The 17,193-nt window shown below is 46.0% G+C and carries 18 protein-coding genes and 1 other RNA gene; 12 read left to right on the plus strand and 7 right to left on the minus strand.

The features are described 5' to 3' along the window. Window positions 1-188 precede the first annotated feature (188 nt). Window positions 189-1,127 carry a VirK/YbjX family protein gene (locus Xkoz_RS27140; RefSeq protein ID WP_099142681.1) on the plus strand — a complete coding sequence of 313 codons (939 nt, stop codon included), beginning with the start codon at window positions 189-191 and terminating at the stop codon, window positions 1,125-1,127. Window positions 1,128-1,159: 32 nt separating this feature from the next. On the opposite strand, the gene Xkoz_RS27145 is transcribed toward Xkoz_RS27140, so the two are convergent. Then, window positions 1,160-1,756 carry a GNAT family N-acetyltransferase gene (locus tag Xkoz_RS27145; RefSeq protein ID WP_099142682.1) on the minus strand — a complete coding sequence of 199 codons (597 nt, stop codon included), beginning with the start codon at window positions 1,754-1,756 and terminating at the stop codon, window positions 1,160-1,162. Between the two features lie 455 nt (window positions 1,757-2,211). Here Xkoz_RS27145 and Xkoz_RS27150 point away from each other — a divergent pair, with 455 nt between their 5' ends. After that, on the plus strand, window positions 2,212-4,233 hold the full coding sequence (locus Xkoz_RS27150) for an NADPH-dependent 2,4-dienoyl-CoA reductase (RefSeq protein ID WP_099142683.1): 2,022 nt from the start codon (window positions 2,212-2,214) through the stop codon (window positions 4,231-4,233). Window positions 4,234-4,325: 92 nt separating this feature from the next. Here the strand turns inward: Xkoz_RS27150 and sstT are convergent, their stop codons facing one another. Further along, window positions 4,326-5,564: a serine/threonine transporter SstT gene (gene sstT, locus Xkoz_RS27155; protein WP_099142684.1), complete on the minus strand. Its 1,239-nt coding sequence runs from the start codon at window positions 5,562-5,564 to the stop codon at window positions 4,326-4,328. 693 nt (window positions 5,565-6,257) lie between these two features. Here sstT and Xkoz_RS27160 point away from each other — a divergent pair. The 5 genes from Xkoz_RS27160 (at window position 6,258) to Xkoz_RS27180 (ending at window position 8,813) form a co-directional block, all read left to right on the plus strand. Next, window positions 6,258-6,926, plus strand: coding sequence for a DedA family protein (locus tag Xkoz_RS27160; RefSeq protein WP_099142685.1), 669 nt, complete (start codon window positions 6,258-6,260; stop codon window positions 6,924-6,926). A 224-nt stretch (window positions 6,927-7,150) separates the two neighbouring features. Next, window positions 7,151-7,456: an ElaB/YgaM/YqjD family protein gene (locus Xkoz_RS27165; RefSeq protein ID WP_099142686.1), complete on the plus strand. Its 306-nt coding sequence runs from the start codon at window positions 7,151-7,153 to the stop codon at window positions 7,454-7,456. A 1-nt stretch (window position 7,457) separates the two neighbouring features. Beyond that, window positions 7,458-7,859 (plus strand): phage holin family protein, encoded by a 402-nt coding sequence (locus Xkoz_RS27170; protein WP_099142687.1) that lies wholly within the window; start codon window positions 7,458-7,460, stop codon window positions 7,857-7,859. Continuing rightward, window positions 7,852-8,154: a YqjK-like family protein gene (locus Xkoz_RS27175; RefSeq protein WP_099142688.1), complete on the plus strand. Its 303-nt coding sequence runs from the start codon at window positions 7,852-7,854 to the stop codon at window positions 8,152-8,154. Before Xkoz_RS27170 ends, Xkoz_RS27175 begins: the two co-directional genes overlap by 8 nt. Before the next feature lie 263 nt (window positions 8,155-8,417). Then, window positions 8,418-8,813: a DoxX family protein gene (locus tag Xkoz_RS27180; RefSeq protein ID WP_099142689.1), complete on the plus strand. Its 396-nt coding sequence runs from the start codon at window positions 8,418-8,420 to the stop codon at window positions 8,811-8,813. 98 nt (window positions 8,814-8,911) lie between these two features. Here the strand turns inward: Xkoz_RS27180 and Xkoz_RS27185 are convergent, their stop codons facing one another. Further along, window positions 8,912-9,817, minus strand: coding sequence for a LysR family transcriptional regulator (locus Xkoz_RS27185; RefSeq protein WP_099142690.1), 906 nt, complete (start codon window positions 9,815-9,817; stop codon window positions 8,912-8,914). A 112-nt stretch (window positions 9,818-9,929) separates the two neighbouring features. Between Xkoz_RS27185 and Xkoz_RS27190 the strand changes: the two genes are divergently transcribed. After that, window positions 9,930-10,631: a pirin family protein gene (locus tag Xkoz_RS27190; protein ID WP_099142691.1), complete on the plus strand. Its 702-nt coding sequence runs from the start codon at window positions 9,930-9,932 to the stop codon at window positions 10,629-10,631. Window positions 10,632-10,693: 62 nt separating this feature from the next. On the opposite strand, the gene rnpB is transcribed toward Xkoz_RS27190, so the two are convergent. Both rnpB and rsmI read right to left on the minus strand, forming a co-directional pair. Continuing rightward, window positions 10,694-11,080: RNase P RNA component class A (rnpB, locus tag Xkoz_RS27195), an RNA gene on the minus strand. 85 nt (window positions 11,081-11,165) lie between these two features. After that, on the minus strand, window positions 11,166-12,074 hold the full coding sequence (gene rsmI / locus Xkoz_RS27200) for a 16S rRNA (cytidine(1402)-2'-O)-methyltransferase (RefSeq protein WP_099142692.1): 909 nt from the start codon (window positions 12,072-12,074) through the stop codon (window positions 11,166-11,168). A 63-nt stretch (window positions 12,075-12,137) separates the two neighbouring features. On the opposite strand from rsmI, the gene Xkoz_RS27205 reads away from it, so the two are divergent. From Xkoz_RS27205 to dolP, 4 genes are read left to right on the plus strand one after another with little or no spacing between them, the layout of a single operon-like run. Beyond that, complete coding sequence (locus Xkoz_RS27205; RefSeq protein ID WP_099142753.1) at window positions 12,138-13,985, plus strand: penicillin-binding protein activator; 1,848 nt, start codon at window positions 12,138-12,140, stop codon at window positions 13,983-13,985. A gap of 25 nt (window positions 13,986-14,010) precedes the next feature. After that, window positions 14,011-14,391: a YraN family protein gene (locus Xkoz_RS27210; protein ID WP_099142693.1), complete on the plus strand. Its 381-nt coding sequence runs from the start codon at window positions 14,011-14,013 to the stop codon at window positions 14,389-14,391. Window positions 14,392-14,443: 52 nt separating this feature from the next. Beyond that, complete coding sequence (diaA, locus tag Xkoz_RS27215; protein ID WP_099142694.1) at window positions 14,444-15,034, plus strand: DnaA initiator-associating protein DiaA; 591 nt, start codon at window positions 14,444-14,446, stop codon at window positions 15,032-15,034. Between the two features lie 12 nt (window positions 15,035-15,046). After that, complete coding sequence (gene dolP / locus Xkoz_RS27220; protein WP_099142695.1) at window positions 15,047-15,622, plus strand: division/outer membrane stress-associated lipid-binding lipoprotein; 576 nt, start codon at window positions 15,047-15,049, stop codon at window positions 15,620-15,622. 23 nt (window positions 15,623-15,645) lie between these two features. Here dolP and mtgA read toward each other — a convergent pair whose 3' ends face one another. Together mtgA and elbB are read right to left on the minus strand one after the other, a co-directional pair. Further along, window positions 15,646-16,398 carry a monofunctional biosynthetic peptidoglycan transglycosylase gene (gene mtgA, locus Xkoz_RS27225; protein WP_099142696.1) on the minus strand — a complete coding sequence of 251 codons (753 nt, stop codon included), beginning with the start codon at window positions 16,396-16,398 and terminating at the stop codon, window positions 15,646-15,648. Window positions 16,399-16,402: 4 nt separating this feature from the next. Further along, window positions 16,403-17,056, minus strand: a complete 654-nt coding sequence (elbB, locus tag Xkoz_RS27230) for an isoprenoid biosynthesis glyoxalase ElbB (protein WP_099142697.1) — start codon at window positions 17,054-17,056, stop codon at window positions 16,403-16,405. Window positions 17,057-17,193: the final 137 nt, after the last annotated feature.

Consider the following 17,193-nt stretch of genomic DNA (forward strand, 5'->3'; position numbering starts at 1 on the left):
CTTGATAAATCAATGATATAATGGAGGCCGTATATGCCTGCCACCTTTCAAGTTGCAACTTTGCTGGCTACGTCCACCCCCTTTAGTCACATGGTCATAAACATAGCGTTCGTTATGCTTTTGTCACCGTGCTACAACTTGAAATTCAGTGGGTATGAATATTTTTACTTTTTTGAGTTTGAGCATTAATGACTTATTTACAACAACCTACCTCTTCAGGAATGAAGCTGTTTGCTAATCTTATCGGAAAACGGATTATTCCAGGGGAATACTGGCATTCATCCAGCAACCGAACTAAATTTGCCCTGCGCAGCCTCCTGACTCCCGTTTCTACACTGAAACTGTTGGATGGCCTCGCCAGAACGTCTCACCATTTGGATATATTGAAAAAGCAACCCAGTTTGCCTTGCAAATTACATCGCCCATACTTAAGCATTAATTTTAAACGTAAACAGATTGTTGGTGCTTTGAATGAACATTATCAATTATTATTCAAACAATTAGAGCCTGCCGTTATTAGTAAGATTTATGATATTGATGCTTATCTGCTGGCAACTATTCAAGGCAAAAATGAAACATTTCTGATATATATTGATTCACTGGATAATCTGAATAAAGAAGGTGAACTCTCTTTATATATTACGACCGCAGAAAATGTCATTCTGGCTAAGTGTGCATTCACTTTATTAATGGTTGATGGCAAACAAACCCTGTTTATTGGAGTATTGCAAGGGCCAACTAAGGGGGACAATGCGCTGGAGATTATCCGCCATGCCACGAAAGAGTGTTATGGGTTATTCCCCAAGCGCCTGTTGATTGAAGCTATTTGCCGTTTTGCCGAGCATATGAATTGTCAGCAGATCTTGGCAGTCAGTAATGAGACTCACATCTACCGCAGCATCCGTTATTGGCATAAAAAGAAAAATCAGATGGTCGCTGATTATAACGCCTTCTGGGAATCGCTCAGTGGTGTCAGAAAGGAAAATAACGACTTCCACTTGCCATCAGCCATAGAAAGAAAATCGTTGGATGAGATCCCCAGTAAAAAACGCGCCGAATATCGCCGTCGCTATCAATTACTGGACGCGCTGGAAAACGATATCAAAACATCCCTTAAAGCCGCCTGATTTCCTGCCAGAAATAAATACCCATTGGGTACTCAACGTGGCTTCGTCATTAACCATGTAAGATGCGTTTTAATGACGAGCCATTCATTGAGAAGAATGCTATAAACACAGGTATCCCTTATCGAACCCTCTTTGGCTCGCAAGTGATGACGCAAAATACCATCGAGCTTGGCTCCCAATCGCTCGATCGCCCTGCGGCTTTGCTGATTTAAAAAATGGGTACGCAGTTCCACCGCGACACATTCCAGCTCCTCAAATGCATACTGCAACAATAGAAATTTGGCTTCCGTATTTATTGCCGTACGTTGAACAGAATGCGCATACCATGTAGAACCAATTTCCAATCTGGGAGTGTTCGCATCAATATTCATATAGGTTGTCATGCCAACAGCCATCCCCGTAACATTGTTGATGACAGTAAACGGTAACATGCTACCTTTAGCATGCAGGGACAAACGACGTTCGATTTCCCTCTGGACATTGACGGGATCAGGCACATTGGCATACCACAGTTTATGTAACTGCCCATCCTCAATAGCACGAACAAATTCATCATGTCTGTCATGTGACAAAGGTAGTAAAGTCACATGTTTTCCGGTTAACGTCACCCAATCGGTTATTTTTCCCATAGTGATATCCCCTTAAACCCTTTTATACCCGTCGCCTTTCAAGAAGCGCCTGATATCTCCCGCGCAGCGGGGAAATACCAATACTGACACTGATATTTATTCAGACTCCCTTAGTCCTCGTGGCGCGAGGGCTAAGGGAGTCTCCTACGATATTAAATTTTTATTTAATTCCGCCACTATTATTCATCATCATGAAAGAATTTATTGATAGTAGGCACGATTAAAAACCCACGACAATCGTAAACACGGGGGGATTTGTCGCTTCAATGGATCTGCATTAAGCTGCCATTGATACTCTATTTTATGATATTTGTCACAATCAATTAACAAAGTGGTTCCAATAATGCCGGAACTGTCTAAATTTGATCATCATCTCATCCGACCACTTGGCTGTTTAGCATCATACAGAAAATAACAATATCTCTTGAGCCACCAAATATTTGATGGAGAATGCAATGAGCAATTACCCTCACCTGCTTGCACCGCTGGATTTGGGTTTTACCACGCTAAAAAACCGTGTATTGATGGGTTCAATGCATACGGGGCTTGAAGAACATCCTGACGGTGCCCAACGTTTGGCACAATTTTATGCAGAACGGGCGGCGGGCGGCGTCGCATTGATTGTGACGGGCGGTATCGCACCAAACCCACAGGGCGTTGTTGCAGCAGGGGCGAGCGTCCTGAATAGTGAAGAGCACCTCCCCCACCACAAGCCCATTACTCAGGCTGTACATCAGGCTGGAGGAAAGATTGCTTTGCAAATCCTGCATGCCGGACGCTACAGCTATCAGAAAAACGCCGTCGCACCTTCAGCCATTCAAGCCCCCATTAACCCCTTTATGCCGAAAGCCATGTCTGGGGAGGAGATCCAGCAGACCATCAAGGATTTTGCCCGCTGTGCCCAACTGGCTCAACTTGCAGGCTACGATGGGGTGGAAATCATGGGTTCAGAGGGTTATCTCATCAATCAGTTTTTGGTCACACGTACCAATCATCGACAGGACGAATGGGGGGGAACTTTCGCAAACCGCATGCGCTTTGCCGTAGAAATTGTCAAGGCTGTCCGCGCGATGACCGGAAAGCGTTTTATCATCATCTACCGCCTTTCCATGTTGGATTTAGTGGAAGATGGCTCCAACTGGCAAGAGATAGAACAACTGGCACTGGAGATTGAAAAAGCAGGGGCATCCATCATCAACACCGGCATCGGCTGGCATGAAGCGCGTATTCCCACCATTGCCACGATGGTGCCCAGAGGTGGATTTAGCTGGGTGACACAAAAATTAATGGGAAAAGTCAGTATCCCTTTAATTACCACCAACCGCATCAATAGTCCTCAGATTGCCGAACAAATTCTCAGTGAAGGCTGCGCCGATATGGTTTCTATGGCGCGGCCGTTTCTCGCTGATGCCGAATTTGTATTGAAAGCCGAGCAGGATCGTGCTGATGAAATCAATACCTGCATAGGCTGTAACCAAGCCTGTCTGGACAGGATCTTTGTCGGCAAGCTGACCTCTTGTCTGGTCAATCCTCGCGCCTGCCATGAGACAGAATTCATTACTACCCCTGCAAAGGCGCCCAAAACTATCGCGGTTATCGGTGCCGGCCCTGCGGGGCTATCCTTTGCAGTCACGGCAGCCAGCCGGGGACACCATGTCACGCTGTTTGAACGGGAAAACCAAATTGGCGGGCAGTTTAATATTGCCAAACAGATCCCTGGTAAAGAAGAATTCCATGAAACCTTACGCTATTTTGAACGCCAATTGGCACTAAACGGTGTTGAAGTCCGCCTCAACCACACTGCCACCGCCGACCAACTTTCCTCGTTTGATGAAGTGGTTATTGCAACCGGGATCAGGCCACGCATTCCCAATATTGACGGCATTGAACATAAAAAAGTGCTGACTTACCTTGATGTCTTGAAACATAAACGGCAAGTCGGAAAACGTATCGCGATTATCGGCGCCGGAGGCATTGGTTTTGATACCGCTGAATACCTGAGCCAAAGTGGGCAAAGCACCAGCCTGAGCAGCCACGCGTTTAGCCATGAATGGGGAATTGATCGGACAGTTATGCACAGGGGAGGATTACAGCCAGAAGGTGCACAAGTTGAGCGTTCCCCGCGTAAAATTTATCTGCTGCAACGCAAAGATTCCAAAGTCGGGGATGGCCTGGGAAAAACCACCGGTTGGGTACATAAAACCAGCCTGTTAATGCGGGGCGTCACGATGTTAAACAGCGTTCAATATTTGAAGATTGATGATCAAGGCTTGCATATCCGTCGTGGCGATGAACAACAGTGTCTTGAAGTGGATAATGTGATTATTTGCGCAGGACAGGAGCCGTTGAAAGCACTCTACCAGTCGTTACAGGCCATCGGAAAAAATGTGCATGTTATTGGTGGAGCAGATATTGCCGCCGAATTAGATGCGCGCAGGGCAATTGATCAAGGAACCCGATTGGCGCTTAAGGTGTGATAAGTAGCGCCATCCCTAAAAGCAAGAACGGTGATCAACGCATTATCACCGTTCTTATTCCAACTATTCTTCATTCCAACCCATGCTCAACGCTACGCCAGCCTGTCAGCCGTGGTACGAGCCTCTTCGGCCTGACAAGCAGCGGCAGTAAACAGCACATCGGTGGAGGAGTTCAGACCTGTCTCAGCCGAATCTTGCAATACGCCAATGATAAAGCCCACAGCAACAACCTGCATGGCAATTTCATTGGAAATACCAAACATGCTGCATGCCAGCGGGATCAACAATAATGAGCCGCCGGCAACGCCTGATGATCCACATGCTGCAATGACAGAAACAACACTCAGCAATATCGCATTAGGAATATCCACGGTCATTCCCAGCGTATTTGCCGCAGCTAGCGTCAATACCGTAATCGTTACTGCCGCACCTGCCATATTGATAGTTGCTCCCAAGGGAATGGAAACAGAGTAAGTATCTTCATCAAGGTTCATACGGCGGCACATTGCCATGTTCACCGGAATATTGGCCGCTGAACTACGGGTAAAGAACGCCGTGACGCCACTTTCGCGCAAGCAAGCAAAAACCAGGGGATAAGGATTACGGCGAATTTTCCAGTAGACAATCAGTGGATTGACAATCAATGCAACGATAATCATGCAACCAATGAGCACCGTTAACAGGTGAGCATAACCGAACAAGGTTTTAAAACCGGTCGTCGCAATCGTTGAAGAGACCAGACCAAAAATACCGATAGGTGCCAGACGAATAACAACACGGACGAGTTGTGTCACCGCCCCGGACAGGTCTTGGATCACAGCCTTCGTCGATTCATTGGCATGGCGTAAAGCAATACCCAAACTAATTGACCATGCCAAGATCCCAACATAATTTCCTTTCAATATTGCATCAATTGGGTTTGCAACAATATTGAGCAGTAACCCCCTCAGCACTTGAATAATATTTTCCGGTGGTGACACTTGCACGTCATTCACCACCAGAGCCAATGTTGATGGGAACAACAAACTGCCAATGACAGCCACAACAGCAGCGCAAAATGTCCCTATCAGATACAAGACTAAAATGGGGCGAATATTGGTTTTCTGGCCTTTCTTGTGATTTGCTATCGAAGACATCACCAATACCCACACCAAAACAGGCGCTACCGCTTTCAATGCCCCGACAAAAAGTGTCCCCAAAAATTCAACTGATTTAGCCGCGGAGGGTAATAGCCATGCCAGTAATATCCCTAATATTAACCCGATCAGAATTTGTTTTACTAGGCTTCCTTGTGTAAGATACTGCACGAAACCTATCTGTTGTTTTTTCATAATCTACCCATTTGATATTTTTTGTGCCTTAAGCCTGATGTTTTCTGGTATTTGCTTTCCCAATAAAAGAAATTAAGAGGACAGCAAAGTGTAATTTGTTGCAATATACAGACAACCCAACAATTGATAACAATTTAGTTACATTTGTGTGATCGAAATGGCAATTTTCCCACCGAAATATACCCTCGGGTATTCATAAGGTAATAGTCACCACCCAAAAATAATAAATTAACCTATTAATTCAATTAATTACTAAAAACTGGCTTTTGGGAATGAATCCAGATGACTTCTCTCAGACGGATTGTATGGAGAGGTTATTTTTTGCTATCAATCAATGGAAATAGCGGAGTTAACTGATAAAAGAGATAAATTTAGCTCGTTCATATAATAAATGACTTATTAATGCGATTTTTGAAAAACTTCATCGAACGATTAATCAATGGATATATCTGAATGATATTGACTTTCACATTTAGGTAAATGTTCAATTGATCGGCAAAATTTTCTGTCTCGATCCTACTGATTTTGTTAAAGTGTGCCAGTCGATCTTTATGCCATCTTGAAGGGATTTCGAGATCATTTTATGACAACTGAGATTAATTACTTTGTGATTACAAAGCATTCAATAGAAATTAACCATAAATGCCCATAAAAGTAAGATGTCATCCTTAATCCGTATTTTAGGAACATTTGATGGAAATTGTAACAGACCTTATTTATGCACTTTGGCACCAAGATTACGAAACGCTGGCTAATCCGTCGTTGGCATGGGTAATCTACCTGATCCTCTTTACTATCCTGTTTCTGGAAAACGGGGTATTGCCCGCGGCTTTTTTACCCGGTGATAGCCTGCTGATATTAGTCGGTGTCTTAATTGCAAAAGAGGCGATGAGTTTTCCTGTCACATTAGCCGTCCTCACTGCCGGAGCCAGCCTTGGCTGCTGGATTGGATATCTTCAGGGAAGGTGGCTTGGCAATACAAAACTCGTTCAGGGTTGGCTGTCACACCTTCCTGCCCATTACCATCAACGCGCACATAACTTATTCCATCGTCATGGCTTATCCGCCTTGCTAATCGGCCGTTTCCTGGCTTTTGTCAGAACATTGTTGCCAACATTAGCGGGTCTGGCGGGACTCAAAAGTGGGCGTTTTCAGCTATTCAATTGGCTAAGCGGCTTTATATGGGTGGTTATCCTAACAACATTGGGTTATGCCCTTGGTAAAAGCCCCCTGTTCCGCCAGTATGAAGAATACCTGATGAATTTTCTGGTGCTGTTACCTGTAGGTCTATTGCTCATTGGTCTAATTGGAAGCCTGACTGTCATTTGGCGCAAAAAGCATGCTAACAAAACGCCATCGTAATGCTTTGGTTTTTCCCTGTGGTATGGCAGCGAAATATACCGCAGGGATCGCCCCCTCGTTCATCTTACCTTGTCTGTTCAGCCTCTCTATTTAGCCATCCTTGAACGATATTTAAGACTCATTTGCAATATATTGTGACAATTTTTCACCTATTTATACTTTCATCTCTTGATAAAAGCGTCTATGGTTGAAATTCATCCATCGTATATTTAAGGAGACAGGCCATGCCACAAAAGAAAAACTCTGACGATCTACGAGCTGAATTACAATCCCTTGCAGATACGTTAGAAGAGGTTCTCAACAGCGCCAGTGACAAGCCAAAGGCAGAGCTGGAAAAACTACGCAGCAAGGCAGAAAGAACCCTGAACAATGCGCGCACTACGCTCAGTGAAGCCAGCGATAAGCTGGTCGGTCAAACCAAAGAAATCGCAGATCATGCGGATAGTTATGTTCGTGAAAATCCGTGGATCGGTGTCGGTATAGGTGCAGCCATTGGCGTTGTATTGGGAGTTCTGCTTTCAAGGCGCTAACATGACTCAATCTTCCCATTCGAAAGGCCCAGGAAAAGGGCTTTTTAATACGGTACGGCGAGTCGCCGCAATGGTTGTTCATATGGTTGAAACCCGTATCCAACTCGTTGCGGTTGAGTTGGAAGAAGGGATTGCCACCCTGATACAACTGCTACTACTGGTAGGGCTGACGTTATTATTTGCAGGCTTTGGCCTGATGAGCCTATTGGTACTGGTATTCTGGGTCATCGATCCGGCCTATCGAATAACGGCAATGGTCATCACTGTCGGAATACTACTGCTTCTCGCCGTAATGAGTGCCATCTGGACAATAAGAAAGGCGCAAAAACTGACCATCCTTAATGCAACCAGAGAGCAATTGAGTATTGACCGCAACAGGCTGGAAGATGATCCTCATGAATAAGTCAGGCTATCAACAGCGAAAATGGCGCAAGCAGCAGCTATTAAAAGAGATCCAGCAGCAACGGCAGCAACTGGCTGCATATGGCAGGAACTGGCTTGCAGTGATACAACCCTATGATAAGGGCTGGCAAGCCCTTTCCGCTTTCAAGCCTTATATCGCTGTGGGTTCTGGCCTCGTCCTGCTTTATGGATTACGCCATCCCAAGCCGTTTTATCGCTGGTCACGCCGTATCATCAACATATTGGGGATCATGAAAATGGTACGGAATACACTCTATAAAAATGAGTTACCCTAATTCCCTATAGACATAACGATAAGTCGCCTTGCCGGATTACGCATCGATCTCTTATTCAAACCTTCCCTGTATGCCACACAAATCCTTTCAAAAAAACTGTATGAAATTGTTAATATTCCTTACTATCAACCAATAACAGCTCTCACTAGAATACCCCCATCAGATAATGATGAACAAATCGTGCCATTTAGTTCATTTGTTGGGCAGCGAAATCGAAACAGACCGTTTATTTATCGCTAGTTGCGGTATTCCCGGAGACAATCATGAAAAAATTTGAAGATAGTGGCCTATTAGTTGCCCGTATTTTAATATCCGTTCTTTTCATCATCGCAGGGTATGGAAAATTAGGTGATGCCTATGCAGGAACACAGGAATTTATGGAAGCCATGAAGGTGCCAGGAATACTATTGCCACTGACTATCTTACTTGAACTGGGTGGCGGACTTGCGGTGATGCTCGGTCTGTTAACCCGTACCACGGCGGTATTTACCTTTATTTTCTGTATCCTGACCGCACTCCTGTTCCATAGCGATTTTTCAGATGGCATGAACATGACCATGTTCCTGAAAAACTTCTCCATTGGCGCGGGCTATCTGCTGCTGGCGATGATGGGTCCAGGAAAATTCAGTATTGACCATGCAATGAAGAAAAATTGGTAATCGAAGAAAAAATAGGGAATCACTTTTCTTTTTGTCGCCCCTTGCTGTTTTCACAGCAAGGGGTTTTATCATTTCAGCGGCCTTGCCTTAACTGTTTCTTACGCAGGCTTTTGCTTGGTAAACAGTTTAGGGATTTCACGTAAGCACCAGGACTTGGCTTCGCCCATACTATCACGCCGCCATGCCATGATAATGTTAGTTTCATGGCTGTATTCCGAGCCAATGACCCGCAAGTGCCCCTCGGCAATATCTTGTTCCACCATAGGGTATGGCATCGTTGCCACGCCCAATCCTGCCAAAAGTGCCCGACGTTTATCTTCCAGTGAACTCACCGTTAAGCGTGGTTGTTTATCCAACAACTTAACCGTCAATACCGGACGCTCCCTTGCTGTGTCAGCGACGGCTATCCCGCGATACTTCACCCGTGTGGCATCAGACAGCGGTTCGGGTTCATGATGGATAGGATGATCCGCCCTGGCAACATAGACATTGTTAATGGAATAAAGTATCCGTGAATTTATTTCGGCTGAACTCCTGAAATGCAGATCGGGTGCAATCACAATATCAGCATGTCCGGTTTCCAGACGTTCCCAGGCACCTGCCAAGACTTCTGTCATTAACGAAAGTTGTGTGTTCGATTTAGCCGCCAGTTTATCCACGAGAGGAAAAAGTGATGCGATAGGACACAGTGCTTCACACACAATTGTCAGGTGGGTTTCCCAACCACGAGCCAGCGCTTCTGCATCGGCGGTCAATTTATCGGCGGCTTCGAGCAGTAATCGCCCCCGCTCCAGTAACATTCGGCCAACATTGGTAAATTTTGTGCGATGACCAGAGCGATCAAACAGCACAACATCCAATTCTTCTTCCAATTTCTGCATGGTATAACTCAATGCAGAAGGAACCCGCCCCAACTCGTCCGCTGCCGCCGCAAAACTTCCCCGTCGGTCTATCGCATCCATAACCCGCAGGGATTCCAAAGTAAGCGCCCGTTCTTTGCCCATGTTTTTCTCAATCAGGAATTTTGAATATAGTCACCAGATTAACTGGCTAACATTTCAACGTCCAGACAATTAAGATCGACAGTCATCGATCTAGGGTTAAAGAGATACGGTCATGATAATAACGAGAACAGCAAATCAATGCGGAAAAGCCGATTATGGCTGGTTACAGGCTCGCTATACTTTTTCATTTGGTCACTATTTTGACCCAAAATTTTTGAACTATCGGGCACTGCGTGTCCTTAATCAGGAAGTTTTGGCGCCAAAAGCCGAGTTTCAGCCTAAATATTACCCTTCTGTCGATATCCTGAATATTATCCTGCAAGGGGAAGCCCAATATCGGGACAGTGAAGGCAATAACTTCCATGCACGCCAGGGCGACTGTTTGCTATTTTCTGCCCGTCAGGGCATTCGTTATAGCGAGCACAATACCAGTGACACGCTGCCACTGACACGGCTGCAACTCTGGCTCAATGCTTGTCCTCAGCAGGTCACACCGCCATTACAGCACAAGGTGTTGCCAGACATGCCGCTCACATTATTGGCCTCTCCTACATCAGAAAATAATAGTATGCACCTGCGCCAGCAGGTATGGATAAGCTATCTTGTGCTTACGCCCCACAACCGCCAAATTTTATCTTTACGTGGCAAACATGCCTATCTGCAATCCATCAGCGGTCAGGTCATGATCAATGGTAACAAGAGTGGGGATGTAAAGATTCAATGCGGCGATGGTGTATTTATTCAGGAAGAGCAAGAGTTGATATTACAGGCTGAAACGCCATTTCGGGGTTTGTTTATTGATCTGGCTGACTAAGCCCTTTTGTGCCTACTGCATAACGAAAAAGCCCTATAAAGCCTCTGCTCTATAGGGCGAATTCGTGAAGTTGACCGGTAAGCCGGGTTCTGTCTTGGACAGCCATTCATCTAGGCCAGCACTTGCGCACTGGCTCAAGCAACCTACCCGGGTTCGGTACGGGCCGTACCACATGAACCCCTATTTGGTCTTGCTCCGGGTGGAGTTTACCGTGCCACGAACTGTTACCAGCCGCGCGGTGCGCTCTTACCGCACCCTTTCACCCTTACCTGATCCCTGACTTGTTTTTACAAACAAAACTGGGCCATCGGCGGTTTGCTCTCTGCTGCACTAGTCGTAGGCTTTCGCCTCCCAGACGTTATCTGGCACCCTGCCCTATGGAGCCCGGACTTTCCTCCCCTCTACTTCTCCCGAAAGAGCAGTAAAGCAGCGACTGTCTGGTCAACTCCGGCGCGGATTATAAGAGGTTTAGTATTCAATGTATAGGGGTTTTCACGCGCCTTTTTCAATTTCCCCTGAGACTTTTAGTTTGGTCTAATCAGACGAATGGTTTTGATCAAATGAATCGCTTTGATCAAGTAAAAGGCTTTGATCGAGCGAATAACGATACAGGGCATTTTTCTTCACACCGTGGATCTCTGCCGCTAATGCTGCCGCCTTTTTCAATGGCAACTCTTTTTGCAGCAATGCCAGTGTCCGTAAGGCTTCCTGTGGCAAGCTATCCTCGGCGGGCTTACGATACCCTTCCACAATCAGCACCATTTCCCCTCGCCGCCGGTTTTCATCTTCCCTGACCCATGTCAGAAGTTCACCGGCGGGCATTCCTTGAATCGATTCCCACGTTTTGGTCAGTTCCCGTGCCAGTACGATATAGCGTTCGGCTCCCCACACTTTCACCATATCTTCTAAACTGTCCAACAGACGATGGGTCGATTCGTAGAAAATCAGTGTGCGCGTCTCTTGTGCTAACTCACGCAAGGTATCCTGACGTCCCTTACTTTTCGCGGGCAAGAAGCCTTCATAACAAAAGCGATCTGAAGGCAAACCGGCAGCAGACAACGCGGTAATTGCCGCACAAGGGCCAGGCAGTGGAACCACCTTGATACCGGCTTCACGGCAACGGCGAACTAAGTGATAACCCGGATCGTTAATCAAAGGCGTGCCGGCATCGGATACCAATGCGATACTCGCCCCTTGTTCAAGTTTCGTAAGCAATTGATCTGCTTTCTGCTGTTCATTATGATCGTGAAGTGCGAACATGCGCGCATTAATGGCAAAATGTTGAAGCAACAAGCCAGTATGTCGCGTATCTTCGGCGGCAATCAGATCAACATGTTTAAGAACTTCAAGAGCACGCTGAGTCATATCCCCCAGATTTCCAATAGGGGTTGGCACAACATACAGCGTGGACGTCGTAACCACTGCTCGATTGGTTTGATTCATTGTTTCATCCGAATGACCGATTTAAAATTGAGCATCTTTGAAAAAAACATCACTGGATACAGTATGCTTCCCTCAATTTTTGTGCGTTTCAAAACTGGTTTAATCTATACAGCACTGCTGTCAGCTATGATTATTGCAGGGTGTACCATGCCCAGGCAGCAAGGGCAACCAACTTCTAAGCCTCAGGATAAGATCAGCGCAGAGATTAACCGCTATCAAGCCATTATTGACGCAGCACACAATCAACCTTCGTTGGATGTTATCCGTGCTTATATTGCATTGGGTTCCTACGCCACCGATGACGCTGCCCGCCAAAAAAACATCGATGAAACCTGGCAACTGCTGACGCAACTCTCTCCTCAGCAAATGAGTGAATTGGTGATTAATGCCGATGAGTATACGTTGCAAGGCTGGCTTGATTTACTCAATACCTATCAGACCAATAAACAGGATCTCGACAAACTGCGTCTTGCTATCCGCGATTGGCAAATCCGTTACCCAGACAACCCGGCTGCACGCACTCTGCCCACGGCCCTGCAACAAGAAACCAGAGAAGGCCATGCCACAATCGGGTTATTTCTGCCTTTGAGCGGCCAGGCAAAAATGTTTGGTGACGCCATTCGCCAAGGCTTCCTTGATGCCCAAAAAGGATTACCAAAACCATCGTTGCCAAAACCATCGTCGCCAGAATCATCATTACCCGCGAATGTTAGCGCACCCAGTGAAGCTGTTGACGCCAACCCTGAAAATATCAGCGCTGCAAATTCGGGGAATGCTGATGTTGCGACAACTGAACCGCAAGTGGACGCAACCACGGATACAACATCCGCTGTGGATGAAGCATCAACCGTCGCCTCTGCAATCAATGATGCACCGGTCAATGACCAGGCTGTAAAAGTCTATGATACCAACAGCCAGCCACTGACCGCGTTGCTGGAACAGGCTAAACAAGAGGGTGTCACTCTGGTGGTTGGGCCATTGCTAAAACCGAATGTGGAACAGTTGGCTCAAATTGAAACCCCGCTGAATATTCTGGCGCTCAATGAACTCGATATGCCACAAAGACGACCAAATATCTGTTATTTCTCGCTCTCTCCTGAGGATGAGGCCAAAAACGCGGCCATGCATATCTGGCAACAGCAAAAGCGTAGCCCTTTGATATTGATACCTCGCAATGAATTAGGCACCAGAGTGGCAAACGCGTTTACCCAAGAGTGGCAAAAATTGGGGGGGCTGACAGTATTGCAACAAACTTTTGGCACGCCGGATGAAATGAGAAAATCCATGAATCGCGGTGTTGGTATTCGTTTGTCGGGTACGCCGGTTATTGCCACAAGCCCAGCCGCAGAGCCGGTTGATGCCGTTTATATTGTCGCGACAACCAACGAACTGGCGATCATCAAGCCAATGATCGATATGGCCATCAGTTCCCGTAAAAAACCAGCACTTTATGCCAGTTCGCGCAGTAATCAAGCCGGTTCAGGCCCTGATTTTCGTCTGGAGATGGATGGAATGGAGTTTAGTGATATCCCATTGCTGACAGGTGTCAATGTGCCCTTAATGCAGCAAGCCGCCAAAAAATTCACCCATGATTACTCCCTGATGCGTCTCTATGCCATGGGAATTGATGCATGGTCACTGGCCAATCAATTTACTCAGATGCAGCAAGAAAAGGGATTTAGCCTGAATGGTGCTTCGGGAGAGCTGTCCATGACAGATAACTGCACCATCTTGCGTCAGTTGCCTTGGATGCAATTCAATCATGGCCGCATAACCCTTGAAAAAAACCATAACAGCGAAAAAAACAATAGCACAGAAGATATCGATAACGCAGAAAATACCCATAATATAGAGAACACCAATAACCCTGTTCGGGAAAATAATCCCAATGAAGTCAACAATTCTCTGTGATTAAAGGTGTCGTGGTCATTTCAGGATGAAAAAACCGACGAACAATCGTTATGCGCTAGGACGCCATTACGAACAACAAGCTAGACTCTTTTTGCAACAACAGGGGCTTGTCTTTGTTGCTGAGAATGTGAAAATTCGTGGCGGGGAAATCGATCTCATCATGCGGGATCGATATACCTGGATATTCGTTGAAGTTCGTTTTCGTCAAAATGCACAATATGGTGGCGCTATTGCTACAATTACCCAAAGTAAGCGCAGAAAGCTCTTGTATACAGCCGCTGTCTGGCTGTCCCAGCGCAATGAATCTCTGGACACGGCATCATGCCGCTTCGATGTTTGTGCAATAACAGGACAGAAATTTGAATGGCTGAAAAATGCCTTCACGAACGAGCGCCTATTTCAATAGGTTCTCAATTTTTCTCGCTAACTAAATCATTCCAATATACATAGGTCATAACGTGCTGGATAGAATTAAAGTCTGTTTTACAGAAAGTATTCAAACTCAGATCGCAGCAGCAGAAGCATTACCTGACGCAATATCACGCGCCGCGATGATGATGGTTCAATCACTGCTGAACGGCAACAAAATTCTTTGTTGTGGTAATGGTGGTTCTGCCGCCACTGCACAGCGTTTTACGGCCAGCATGATTAATCGTTTTGAAACGGATCGGCCAAGTCTGCCAGCCCTGTCACTGAATACTGATAATGTGGTGATGACCGCTATCGCCAATAGTAAACAACCTGATGAAATCTACGCCAAACAAGTTAGGGCTCTGGGACAACCTGGGGACGTTCTGCTTGCCATTTCGACACATGGGAACAGTCGGGATATCATCAAAGCGGTGGAAGCGGCGGTGACACGGGATATGACCATCGTCGCACTGACGGGCTACGATGGTGGCGAGCTGGCAGGCTTACTCGGCCCACAGGATGTTGAAATACGCATTCCTTCACATCACAGCGTCAGAATACAAGAAGTTCATATGTTGACGATCAATTGCCTGTGCGACTTAATCGACAACACATTATTCCCCCATCAGGATGAATAAGGAGCCAACCTCATGCGGTTATTTTCTCTCTTATTGGTATGTTTCAGTGCAATGTTACTGCAAGGATGTATTGGTGCCGCCGTCGTGGGTTCCGCTGCGATTGCCACAAAAGCCGGTTCAGATCCGCGAACGATTGGGCAGCAAGTTGACGATACCACGCTGGAAGCCCGTGTCAGCAATGCCATCATCCGAGATCCACAAATTAAGGCACAAGCCCGCGTGTCGGTCACAGTGTATCAAGGCAAGGTGCTTTTAACCGGACAAAGCCCCAATATGGCGCTGGCTGAGCGGGCAAAACAGATTGCGTCAAAGGTTGACGGCACCAACGTAATCTATAACGAGATCCGGCAGGGCAATCCCATTACCTTGGGGACAATCTCCGCTGATGCCTGGCTGACAACCAAAGTGCGCTCTAAAATTTTAACCAGTGATGCCGTGAAGTCATCCAGCATCAAGGTGGTGACAGAAAATAGTGAGGTCTTTTTGTTTGGCGTCGTCACGCAACAAGAAGGGGCGGCCGCGGCAAAGATCGCCAGCGAAACCAGCGGTGTAAAGCGTGTGACAACCGCATTTACATATCTCAACTAAAACAACCCTCAAGGCGGCACGCATTAATGCCGCCCAGTTTTACACCCGGTATTCAACACCCATCCCAGGTTATTTTGCTTTAAGTAATTCACTCCCCCCATTAACTGCATTTGCCGCAAAATCCATTGCTGACGTTGCAATACATATCGGGAAGGCGCATTGACTTTATAGCGATGAGGGTTTGGCAATACCGCAGCAAGTAATGCAGATTCAGAGGCCGTCAACTGACAGGCAGGTTTACCAAAGTAATGCCGGGCGGCCTCCTCAACGCCAAAAATGCCGTTACCAAACTCAGCAATATTGAGATAAACCGTCAAAATACGTTTCTTTGACCACAGTAATTCCAATACCGCCGTCATGCCCGCTTCTAACCCTTTTCTGACCCAACTACGCCCTTCCCATAGAAATAAATTTTTGGTTGTCTGCTGGGAAATTGTCGACGCCCCCCGAATTCGCTTCTGATCTTTTTTGTTATACGCCATCGCAGATTCGATAGCATCAAGATCAAATCCCCAATGTTGTGGGAATTTTTGATCTTCTGCTGCAATGACGGCTAACGCCATATAAGGTGAAATTTGATTCTGAACCACCCATGAGGAACGAGAAACGTAAGATAAATTAATTGATGCCAAGGCACTGATTTGTCTCTCTATCATCACCATGGAAAATGGCACGGGCAAAAATGAAAAGGCAATGACAGCAATGAACCACAAAACTGTGATCGACACGACAATTCTTTTCAGCCAGCGCCACACGATTGAAAAAGGATTTCTCATCCGCTTACTCAATCATTTCCAAAATTTTTCTCACCAATTTATCAATTCCTTTCTCTGCCTCGGCCAAAGATTCTGCCAGCATATAAGCCGGTGTTGTCACAATTTTGTGTTCAAAATCAACGACAATGTCGTCAACTGGACAGGCAATATGCACCCCACCCATTTTCTCTATTTCGGCCACCGTTTCTGGATCATTACCGATGGTGACTTTTATCGGTTTGGCTAATATTTTAGGAACCATAACCGGGGCAATACAGATAAACCCCATCGGTTTACCTTGCAGGTGCATATCTTGCACTATACTTAATAAATCCTTATTTATTTCGCAATCTGCTCCTTTGAATGCGAAATTACATAAATTTTTGGCCGCGCCAAAACCACCAGGAATAATTAATGCATCCAGTTCATCAATATTAACTTTGGATAAAGGCTGTATATTTCCCCGTGTTATACGGGCAGACTCTTCCATTATGTGGCGGTTTTCTTGCTTCTCTTCCCCATTAAGGTGATTAATTACATGATGTTGTATTTCATCAGGTGAAAAAAAAGACACTTTGGCGCCAAGACGGCTTAAAGAGAGCATAGTCAGAACGGATTCGTGGATTTCACTTCCATCGTATACGCCGCATCCACTTAATATAATGGCAACAGATTTCATCTTCCTCTCCATTTGTAGTAGATTAATGCTTAACCCCTTAGATAGTGTCGTCATGAGAAATTTCGTGCAATAATAATGCCCCACCATTCCATCATAAGAGTTGATTAACCATGAGTACACCTGCACACCGCCGCCAC

Source organism: Xenorhabdus kozodoii, from assembly GCF_002632875.1.
In the GTDB taxonomy this organism is placed as follows: domain Bacteria; phylum Pseudomonadota; class Gammaproteobacteria; order Enterobacterales; family Enterobacteriaceae; genus Xenorhabdus; species Xenorhabdus kozodoii.